This is a genomic window from Protofrankia sp. Cas8, from assembly GCF_963555845.1.
Classification (GTDB): Bacteria; Actinomycetota; Actinomycetes; order Frankiales; family Frankiaceae; genus Protofrankia.
In genome coordinates, this window is record NZ_CAUVXI010000091.1 from 8763 (window position 1) to 18858 (window position 10096).

At 65.1% G+C, this 10096-nt stretch carries 8 protein-coding genes; 6 read left to right on the forward strand and 2 right to left on the reverse strand.

Going from position 1 to position 10096, the window contains the following annotated elements; translation table 11 throughout:
- Positions 1-348 precede the first annotated feature (348 nt).
- From U9977_RS14575 to U9977_RS14600, 6 genes are all read left to right on the forward strand, one after another.
- A complete protein-coding gene (locus tag U9977_RS14575; RefSeq protein ID WP_322749793.1) occupies positions 349-1530 on the forward strand; it encodes a glycosyltransferase family 2 protein in 1182 nt (393 codons plus the stop codon).
- Positions 1531-1563: 33 nt separating this feature from the next.
- Positions 1564-4329 (forward strand): PA14 domain-containing protein, encoded by a 2766-nt coding sequence (locus U9977_RS14580; RefSeq protein ID WP_322749794.1) that lies wholly within the window; start codon positions 1564-1566, stop codon positions 4327-4329.
- Positions 4326-4751: a hypothetical protein gene (locus tag U9977_RS14585; RefSeq protein WP_322749795.1), complete on the forward strand. Its 426-nt coding sequence runs from the start codon at positions 4326-4328 to the stop codon at positions 4749-4751. Before U9977_RS14580 ends, U9977_RS14585 begins: the two co-directional genes overlap by 4 nt.
- 391 nt (positions 4752-5142) lie before the next feature.
- A complete protein-coding gene (locus tag U9977_RS14590; RefSeq protein ID WP_322749796.1) occupies positions 5143-5640 on the forward strand; it encodes an SCO family protein in 498 nt (165 codons plus the stop codon).
- A gap of 18 nt (positions 5641-5658) precedes the next feature.
- The gene (locus U9977_RS14595; protein WP_322749797.1) at positions 5659-7551 is read left to right on the forward strand and encodes a glycosyltransferase; all 1893 of its coding nucleotides are present in this window, start codon (positions 5659-5661) and stop codon (positions 7549-7551) included.
- Positions 7548-9323, forward strand: coding sequence for an ArnT family glycosyltransferase (locus tag U9977_RS14600; RefSeq protein WP_322749798.1), 1776 nt, complete (start codon positions 7548-7550; stop codon positions 9321-9323). The genes U9977_RS14595 and U9977_RS14600 overlap by 4 nt, the downstream gene beginning before the upstream one ends.
- A 15-nt stretch (positions 9324-9338) precedes the next feature.
- Here the strand turns inward: U9977_RS14600 and U9977_RS14605 are convergent, their stop codons facing one another.
- Both U9977_RS14605 and U9977_RS14610 read right to left on the reverse strand, forming a co-directional pair.
- A complete protein-coding gene (locus tag U9977_RS14605) occupies positions 9339-9758 on the reverse strand; it encodes a DUF2752 domain-containing protein (RefSeq protein WP_322749799.1) in 420 nt (139 codons plus the stop codon).
- Positions 9751-10096 (reverse strand): TM2 domain-containing protein (locus U9977_RS14610; protein ID WP_322749800.1); only part of this gene is annotated, 346 nt, incomplete at its 5' end. The genes U9977_RS14605 and U9977_RS14610, both read right to left, overlap by 8 nt.

The following is a 10096-nucleotide window of genomic DNA, read 5'->3' on the forward strand; positions in this document are numbered from 1 at the left end:
GCCCGGCCACCAGGCCGCCAAACCGTTTGTTCAGTTCTGATCCAGCTGGGTCAGGAATTCTTTCGCGTGGGCTGTTTCCGCGCGACCTGCTTTCTTCCGCGACGGCCTTCGCGGCGGATCGCGCCCGCTCGGCGCGCATTCCGGTAGCCAAGCCGGCGGCGCCGAGCATGCCGGACCGGGAAATCCCGGTCCCGGCATCTGACGTACCCAGTGGACGGTTGCCGCGTTGGCCGCCGTCCCGAACCGGGGGGAGACCAGCGGATGAGCATGCCTGACGAGCGCATTTTCGATGCGCAGCTGGCAGACCTGGTGCCGCGGCCGCGAGCTTCCTCAATGGTGGTTTCGACCATGCGCACCACATCTGTCGCCGGCTATCGGCCGGACGAGCAGGTACTGGTATCGGTGGTGGTGCCGACCCGGAACGAGGCCGCGAATGTCGAGCCGCTCCTTCGCCGCCTTGACGCCGCGCTGGCCGATCTACCCAGCGAGGTCATCTTCGTCGACGATTCGGACGACGCCACGCCGGAGATCATAAAAGCGCTCCGTGGTTCTGTACGGATGCGGATCCGTGTCCACCACCGGCCCGCGCCCTATCGGGTGGGCGGGCTCGGTGGCGCCGTCACCGAAGGCATCCGGCTCTGTCACGCCGACTATGCGGTGATTCTCGATGGTGATCTGCAGCATCCACCGGAGGTGATTCCAGAGCTCTTTGCCGCGGCTGGTGCCGGCGACGTCGATGTTGTCGTCGGCAGTCGTTACGTCCACGGCGGCAGTGCCTCGGGTCTGGCGAACGGGCGTCGTCGAGTCGTGTCATCCGCTGCGAATCTGCTGTCCCGGATGCTTTTCCCGCTGCGACTGCGTGGCGTGTCGGACGTCATGAGCGGGTTCTTCCTCGTCCGGATCGCGGCGCTGGACCTCGACCGGCTCCGGCCGAACGGGTACAAGATCCTGCTTGAGCTGCTGGTTCGTTCCGGCGGCCTGCGCGTCGCGGAGGTCGGGTATGTCTTCGGCGAACGGCATGCCGGATCATCGAACGCCTCGATGTCCGAGGGGGTCCGCTTTGCGCGGCGGCTGTTCTCACTCCGTCTGCCCCGGGCTGCGCGGTTTGCGCTCGTAGGCGCCTCCGGGACATTGCCGAACGTTTTTGGTACGGCGTTTCTGCACCACAGCGGCATGCATTATGTGCCGGCTGCGGTGATCGCTACCCAGGTCGCCATCCTATGGAATTTCGTCGGCGCTGACCTGCTTGTCTGGGAGCGCGGAAACCAGTCCAGAATTCGCCGGTACGTGCCGTTCGCACTACTGAACAACGTCGATCTCGTCATCCGCCTCCCGCTGCTCGGACTGTTTGTGGAGCGCTGGCATATCAGCCTCGGTACGGCCACCGTCGCGACCCTGGCAATCGCTGTTGGTGTTCGTTACATGTTGGTCGACCGGATCGTCTACGGCGAGCATCGACCGACGGTGCGAAACCCGTTCCGGTCGACCAGACGGTCGATCACCGGGGCCGCCGGGGAGGCCGAGGCATGAGCCGGCGGACAATCCCGATCAGGAGTGGTGGAAATGTTTAGGGGAGGACGTCGGAGGTCGGGGCGCAGACGCGCCCTGACGGGACTTCTCGCGATCGCCTCCATCCAGTTCGTGGTGCTTGTCGTCGTCAATCCAGGCACGGCGAAAGCTGTCACCTGCCCGGACACACAATGGGCCGGCGACTATTTCGCCAACACGACAATGGCCGGGCCGACGGTGGGCTCGCGTTGCGACACCGACATCAGTTTCGACTGGGGGGAGACGGGCCCCGGGATCGGCGGTCTAGGCGGATCCGGGTATTCGGTCCGGTGGACCCGTACGGTCTATCTGGACCAGGGTGAGTACGGCTTCACCGCGACCGCGGACGACGGAATCCGCGTTCTCCTGGACGGCAGCACCGTCATTGACGGATGGAAGGACCAGGGCCCGACCAGCTATTCCGCCAACCCCTCGGTGGCAGCTGGTCAGCACACCATAGTCGTGGAGTACTACCAGAACGGCGGTGGCGCTCTTGCCGAGTTCAGCTACGCCCCGCCGGTGCCGCCCCCGCCGACGTGTGCGCCCGTCCAGTGGACGGCGTCGTATTTCTCCGGGACGGCGCTTGCCGGTGCCCCGCGCGGGCGCTGTGAGGATGCCATCAGCCATGACTGGGGAACCGGCGCACCGGACGTCCCCGGTATCAACGCGGACAACTTCTCGGTTCGGTGGACCCGGACCGAGAAGTTCTCGGCCGGCACCGTCACGTTCACCGCCGAGGCCGACGACGGCATTCGGGTGTACGTCGACGACACGCTGGTGATCGACGAGTGGCGGGACCAGGGGCCGACCACCTTCACCGCCAGCCCGACTGTCACGGCGGGCGACCACACGGTCAAGGTCGAGTACTTCGAGCACGGCGGTGGTGCAGTCGTTCAGGTGTCGTACGCCGCCGCGGCTCCGCCGTCGTCGTTGACCTGCCTGTCCACCCAGTGGGCGGCGTCCTACTTTCCCAACAGAACCCTGTCGGGACCACCGAAGACCGAACGTTGTGAGGCCACACTCAGTTACGACTACGGTGAGAACGGGCCGGGTGTGGATGGTGTCGGCCCGTACAACTTCTCGGCACGCTGGAGTCGGACCGACCAGTTCCGGGCCGGGAACAGCACGTTCACGGTAACGGCGGACGACGGCGTGCGTGTCTATGTCGACGGCACGGCTGTCATCAACCAATGGCAGGACCAGGGGCCGACCACCTATACGGCGACCGTGCCGGTCACGGCCGGAAAGCACGTCGTGAACGTCGAGTACTACCAGGGCGGCGGCAGCGGGCTCGTGCGGGCCGGCTATACCGGTGGGGGAGCCGCGGGGGACGTTCCGCCGCCGCCACCGGGCGGTTGCACGGGCGACTGTCAGGGTTCCTGGCAGGCTCTGCCGTACGATTCTCCGGTCCGCTCGGTGCACGCCACGGTGCTGCGTACAGGGAACGTCCTGCTCGTTGCCGGATCCGGCAACAACGGGACGGCGGCGGCAAACAACCAGTTCGTCTCCAAGATCTGGAACCCGTCGAACGGCGACTTCGTCGATGTTCCGACCCAGGAGGATCTCTTCTGCGTCGGGCACACCCAGCTTCCCGACGGACGAATCCTGTTGGCTGGCGGTACCCTCGCTTACCCGACGCCCACGACGAACTACAAGGGTCTGGCGAGCAGCTACATCTTCGACCCGATGACCGGTACCTACACCAAGACGAACGACATGCCGGGCGGTGGGCACTGGTACCCGTCACTGGTGAACCTCGGCAATGGTTCGGTATTCGCCACCGGCGGGCTCAACGAGAACGGTTCGGGAAACGTCGCCGTCGAGATGTTCGACCCGACGAAGGGTCAGTGGAAGCCCTTCAACGAGGTCCCGCAGACGTACTTCTACTGGGGTCTGTATCCCACCATGGTGCTGATGTCGGACGGCCGGCTTTTCTACGGCGGGACGCATACCTTCGGCAACGCTCTTCCGAACACCTCGGGGTCGGAGATCTACGACGTCGACACCGGGACGATCACTGACGTTCCGGGGCTGCGGGACATCGATTTCCGGGATCAGGGTGCCACCGTGCTCCTACCGCCGGCGCAGGCCCAGAAGGTGGCCAACTTCGGCGGCGGCAACTCCTACAGTGACCTCGATCCGACGAACCACACGGACATCATCAACCTCAGCAAGGAAGATCCACAGTGGACGGCCGGGCCGGACCTGCCGGCGGCGAAGATGTATGTGAGCGCCGTCATCCTGCCCGACGGCAAGGTGTTCGAGACCGGCGGCGCGAAGCACAACTATCCCCAGTACGCCGTACATGAGGCGTCCATGTACGACCCGGTCGCCAACGCCTTCACATCGCTGCCCGCTGACCCAGCCGATCGGATGTACCATTCGGAGGCATTCCTGCTTCCGGACGGCAGGGTGGCGACCATCGGGAACAATCCGGCCACCGGTGATTTCGACCTGGGTATCTCCATCTATTCACCCTGGTACATGTCCAGGGACCGCCCGACTATTTCCAACGCCGGCGACCAGTTCGATTATGGATCGACGCAGAAACTGACCGTGAGCGGGAACATCGGTCGCGTCACGCTGATCCGCCCGGCGTCGGTGACCCATCAGTCCGACCCGAACCAGCGGAGCGTCGACCTGCCGCTGTCCGGAACGGGTACGGATATCAGCGTGAGCGTCCCGGACAACCCGAACCTGTTGCCGGCCGGTTATTACATGATGTTCGCCCAGGATATGAACGGGGTGCCGTCCGTGGCCAAGTGGGTGCATGTCGGATGACCAGAAAAAGAATTCTGCTCGGTGCGGCCACCGTGCTGTGCGTCGCCGTCGGCCTGCTCGTCACCCTGCGGGTGACCGGGTCGACGGCGGACACCCGGGCCGACGGGCGGGTCCGGCAGGTCGCGGTTGAGCATTCCGTGGGTCCGGGAAACCGGGACCTCAGCGGTCGGGTGCAGCCACATGGAAATGGTCGACCGTCGCCGGCGACGCTGTGGGTGGACGGCTGTGACCACAACTATGCGGACGCGGGCGGTAACTCCAACGTCTGTGTTCCGAAGGTCGCTCCCGGTGGCCGCACGGTCGACTGTGACTTCCTGCGGGCGGCCGGATTCGGCCCGCTCAAGGTGATCGGTGTGGACAGCAAGCATCTCGCCGGACCCGGAAAGACAGCTTCCCGCGGCGATACCGTCTGCGCATCCTGATTCCATTAGGGCCTTTGGCCATGATTCTCTTAGGGCCTCCGGCCGCGCATAAGATAATGATCGCGCGGCCTTTGGCCATGATTCTCTTAGGGCCTCCGGCCGCGCAAAGGACAGGATCGCGCGGCCTTTGGCCGGGTAGCGACAGGAAGGTCGGGGAATGTCCCTGCGATTCAATGCCCGGGTCGGGCGTCCTCGACCCGCCCGCCGCTGGATCGTTGCCGCGGCATTGTGCTGTCTGGCCGGGTGTGCGTCCTCGCCCGCAGGTGAGGCACCACACCCGGCGGTCTCCGGCAGCTCATCGATACGTCCGTCGGCGATAGGTCCGTCGGCGGTACGTCCATCATTGAATGCCGGGCCGGCGGCGGGCGGGTGGCACGGCACCGTTGCGAAGGTGTCCAGGCCCCGGCCTTCGTTCACACTGGTCGACACCTCCGGGCGGAATTTCGACTTTGCCAAGGAGACCGCCGGCCGGGCCACGCTTTTGTTCTTCGGCTATACGAACTGCGCGGATGTCTGCCCGACGACAATGGCCGATATCGCCGCGGCCAAGCAACTGGTGAGTTCGGCTGTCGGCTCGGCGGTCACCGTCGTCTTCGTCACGACCGATCCCGGCCGTGACACAGCGGGAGTGCTCCGGCGCTGGTTGAACCAGTTCGATTCCACGTTCGTCGGGCTCACCGGTTCACCGGCGCAGCTTGATGCCGCGCAGCAGGCGGCCGGCGTCCCGCTCGCGAGCGCGCAACAGGTACCGGGTGGCCGGTACAGCGTGGCGCATGCGGCCCAGGTCGCCGGCTATGGCGTCGATAACACCGAACACGTTCTCTACTTTGCCAGTACCAAGGTCGCAGACTATGCGGCGGACTTCCCGCGGCTGGTCGCCGTCTCGTGAGAACTCAGGTAGGAATCTGTGAATCCCAGCCAGGTGCTTGCCCCGCCACCGCCGCTGCGAACCCGTTTGGACAGCCCATCCGGACGGCTGCGTTTCGTGGTGAGCGGTGGGATGAGCGTGTTCATCCGCGTCGCATTGTCGGTCGTGTTCGCGTGGTTTCTCGGGGTGGGGGGCCAGGTCGCGTACGGATACTCGGTCGTCGCCACGATATTTCTCGTGCAAGGTCTGGATCGTGACTTCACCTGGTGGCGCCGCCAGGGCGGCTGGTTGTGGTCCGAGGCCGCACGGATCTCGACCGAGGCGGTCGGTTGGCTCGTCTTCGTCGAGCTGACCAGATCCGACCAGAGCGCTCCGGTCGTCGGACAGGTCAGCATGCGCCAGCTGCTCGTCACCCTGGTGAGTGCGCTGGTGGTGGTTTGCGGGCACGTGGTGGTCGGCACCTGGCTTGTCGCCGCACAGACCGACGCGACGCCACGTGTTCGCTTCCTTCGCGGCTGTCTCGTCCTGCCGATGCTTCCGCTACTTGTAGCCATCGCCCGGATGCTGTATCTGAACCGCGGCGAGGTGGCCCTCGCCGGGTGGACCGCGGTGTCGCTCGCGATGCTCTTCGTCGCCGGGTTGACCCTGGTCCGGGCACAGTACGGCTGGCAGCGGCCCGAACGGGTCGACCACGTGCACCTGGAGGACCGCACCCCAGCCCAGCACACCTTTTCACTGATCGTGCCCGCGCGGGAGGAGCCCGTCCTCGGCCGTACCCTGGCCCAGCTACTGGCCGGTGCTTACCCGCCGGACCTCTTCGAGCTTGTCGTCGTGGTATCCGACGACGAGGTCGACCGGGAGACGCGTGCAGTGGCCCAGGAATTCGCCGATCGTCACCCCAATGTAAAGCTCGTGACGCCGCGAAGCGCCATGCGCAGCAAGCCGCTTTCGCTGGAGGATGCGCGGAAGTACTGCCAGGGCGATCTGATCGGTATTGTCGACGCGGAGTCGCTGGTCGCCGGTGGCTTGCTCAGCTACGTGAACACACTCGCCGTCAATCATTCCGAGATCGGGATTTTCCAGGGCGGCGTCCAGCTGATGAATGTCCGCGGTACGGGCTGGCGGCGACCGGAATCGGCCGGGCCGGTGCGTGCGTTGGCGTCCTGGCTCAACAGTGCCACATCGTGGTGGCGGGCCCGTAACTGCCTGGAGTACTACATCTGGTTCATGTCGAGGTTGCGCTATCAGGCGGTGGCGCGTTTCATTCCGCTCGGCGGCAACACGGTATTCATCCGGCACGAGGTTCTCGACGGGCTAGGCGGGTGGGATGTCTCCTGCCTGACCGAGGACTGTGATCTCGGCGTGCGTGCCTCGGTGGCTGGGGTCGAAACCATGGTCTTCTACCATCCGGAGCTGACGACGCGGGAAGAGACACCGGAGACCCTGGGGAAGCTGGTGGTGCAACGGACTCGGTGGATGATGGGCTTCATCCAGGTGTTCCAAAAGGGCGAGTGGCGCGGACTTCCGGGTTGGCGCCGGCGCGCGCTCGCCGTGGAAATGCTCTTGATGCCGTTCTTCCAGGCCGCTGCCGGGCTGGCTCTGCCCACGTCGGTGCTGCTCACCTTTTTTCTGAAGGCGCCGGTGGGACTCGTGATCATATTCTGGCTACCGCTGCTGGCGATGATTCTGATGGTCATCACGGAACAGGCGGCTTTCCACGACTTTGCCGATGCATATCAGCTCAAGGTCGGTCTACTCGACAGCGCCCGATTGATAGTGAGCGCGCCGGTATATCAGCTGGTCCTGTCCGTGGCGGCGCTACGCGCCATCGTGCGACTGGTCCAGGGCAAGATGCAGTGGGAGAAAACCACGCATGTCGGTGCCCACCACGTGGTGATGCTGGGCTCCTCCGAGCTCGAGGGGGTTTCGTGACCACGACCACGACCACAGCCACAGCCACAGCCACAGCCACAGCCACAGCCACGCTGCCGGTCGCCGACCCGGATGGCATCGACGTCGTCGGCAGCGGTACCCGGGATCGTCTGATATTCGGGGATCGCATGTCGACCGCCCGAGCGCGCATCGCCAGCTGGCTGTTCGCGCACTGGCGGAGCCTGGCCCTGTTGACACTTGTTCTCGTTGCCTGCGGGTTGGTTCACGGGATCAACCTCGATGGCTGGCCCGGCCGGATCAACGACGATGAGGGCACGTATGCGGCCCAGGCATACGCGATGCAATACCGGGGCCAGATCGCCCACTACACCTACTGGTATGACCATCCTTTTGGCGGTTGGCTGTTCATAGCCGTCTACACAACCGTCACGAATGCCTTCGAGCGGGCGTCTTCTGCGGTGACGGCCGCACGCGAGTGCATGCTGGTCGTCCATCTGGTCAGTTGCGCGCTCATTTACCTGCTCGCCCGCCGGCTCGCGTTTCGGCGTGCGTTCGCCGGTCTCGCCGTCCTGCTGTTCTCCCTGGCGCCGCTCGCGGTGTGGTATCAGCGGCTGGCATTCCTTGACAACATTGCAGTGTTGTGGGTGGTGGCCGCCCTGGTCTGTGCGGCGTCGCCACGGCGCAGTGTGGGCTCGGCCATCGCGTCCGGGGTATTCATGGCCTTCGCGTTCTGGTCGAAGGAAACATCCCTGATGCTCCTGCCGGGTGTATATTTTCTGCTCCGGACGAACCGGGATCCGCGTAACTGGCGGTTCGTACGCGGCAACTTCCTCGGTTTCCTGACCGCAATCTGTGGAATCTACGTCCTCTATGCGGTGGCGAAGAACGAGCTGTTCGAGGGGGCGGACCACGTCTCGCTGATCCGTGCGATCAAGTGGCAGCTGTTCGAACGGACCGCGAGCGGGAGCCTGCTGCAGGCGGGTAGCGGCACGCAGGGTATGGCCGGTCTCTGGCTGCACCTGGATCCGTATCTGCTGGGTGCCGGTGTCCTCGCTGCGGTCCCAGCGCTCTGTGTCCGGCGTCTTCGGATGGTTGCGGCGCTGCTTCTGATTCAGGTCGTCTTCATGTTCCGTGACGGCTACATGCCGTACGCCTATGTAACCGCGATGCTGCCGTTCGCGGCGCTGTGTACCGCCGGAATGCTCGACGTGACCCTTCCCCGGGTCACCCGTGGGCCACAGGCGGTACGAGCCTCTCTCTTCCGCGGCGCCGCAGGCCCTACTCCCGGGGTTATTCGTGGCTCCAACGCGGCGGCGAGCCGGCGCCGGATCGCCGCGGCCAGGACAGCGCGCGTCGCCGTCGTGGTCTGCGTGGTGATCGTGGGCCTGGTCACCCTGCCGGGCCGGTGGGCACCGACGTTGCGTACCGCGCTGACCGCCGACGACAGCAGGCCGAGCCGGGACGCCGCACGTTGGTACATCGAGAACGTGCCCAACGGCAACACCGTCGTGACGGACGACAACATCTGGACTGATCTCGTGATCGCGGGAAAGAAGCCGGACCCGATCTGGTTCTACAAGCTGGACCTCGACCCCGCGGTTCGCGGAAAGCTCACGAACGGCTGGCAGGATGTCGACTATTTCGTTCTCGGCAAGCTGATGCCGTCCACCTTGCATGATCTTCCGCTGGTGGCGGAGGGGCTGCAACATTCGGTCGTGGTGAAGTCCTTCGGATCGGATGGACAGATTACGATCCGCAAGGTGATCAAGTCGTGGTGTCCCGTCGAGGTGACAGCCTCGCCGAGCTGCTGACCACCTGCCGCCTGGTCAGGTGGATGTCGGCTTCAGGGGCCACCCAGGCAGGTTGCGTACGACCATCCAGACGAGCGCGCCGCCACCAAGGCCAGAAGCAAGTGGCCTGGGAACCCGGGTCCGTTCGCCCAGGCTGGTCGCACGCAGGTGCCGCCAGCCCAGGTACATCAGCACCGGACTGCAGAGCAGGACAAAGGGATTGTCGTGAACCGCAGCCCTCGCATGACCGTGAAGCAGGTCGTGAACCAGCCGAAGGCCTCCACATGCCGGGCAGTCGAGCCCGGTGACAATCTTCGTCGGACAGCGCGGCATGACCGCATCCGGGTCGTGCGGATCAACAACGACAAGATAGCCGATGCCGAGCGCGCACCCGGTCATACCGAGTAGTAACCGGCTACGGCCCGCAGCCCTGAAAGAGTGATTCTGATCAATCACGAAGTGGCCGACCCTGCACGTCACGCACATCGCCGGTAAGAATCTGAATCCCGTCGATCAGCGCCCAGATCCCGAGGCCACCACAGGTGAACAACTGGGCGAGTGCGGTGCTGGTGTCGCCCAGATACCATCGCCCTGCCCCGAAGCCACCCAGGAAAATCTGAAGCAGCCCGGCAACAAGCTTCTGCTTGTCCGAGTACGGTTCCCCGGTCGCCGGATGGCGTCCGAACGGAGCCGACGGGTCGTATGATCCGGGCCCGTAATTCGGCGGTACGGGCTGCCTGGGGCCCGGTGGATAGCCGGGAGCGTTCTGGTAGCCGGGGTTGGGCGGATAGCCA

Coding starts and splice junctions, on each gene's coding strand:
- U9977_RS14580 (WP_322749794.1), top strand. CDS start 1,564: ATGTTTAGGGGAGGACGTCGGAGGTCGGGGCGCAGACGCGCCCTGACG.
- U9977_RS14575 (WP_322749793.1), top strand. CDS start 349: ATGCGCACCACATCTGTCGCCGGCTATCGGCCGGACGAGCAGGTACTG.
- U9977_RS14585 (WP_322749795.1), top strand. CDS start 4,326: ATGACCAGAAAAAGAATTCTGCTCGGTGCGGCCACCGTGCTGTGCGTC.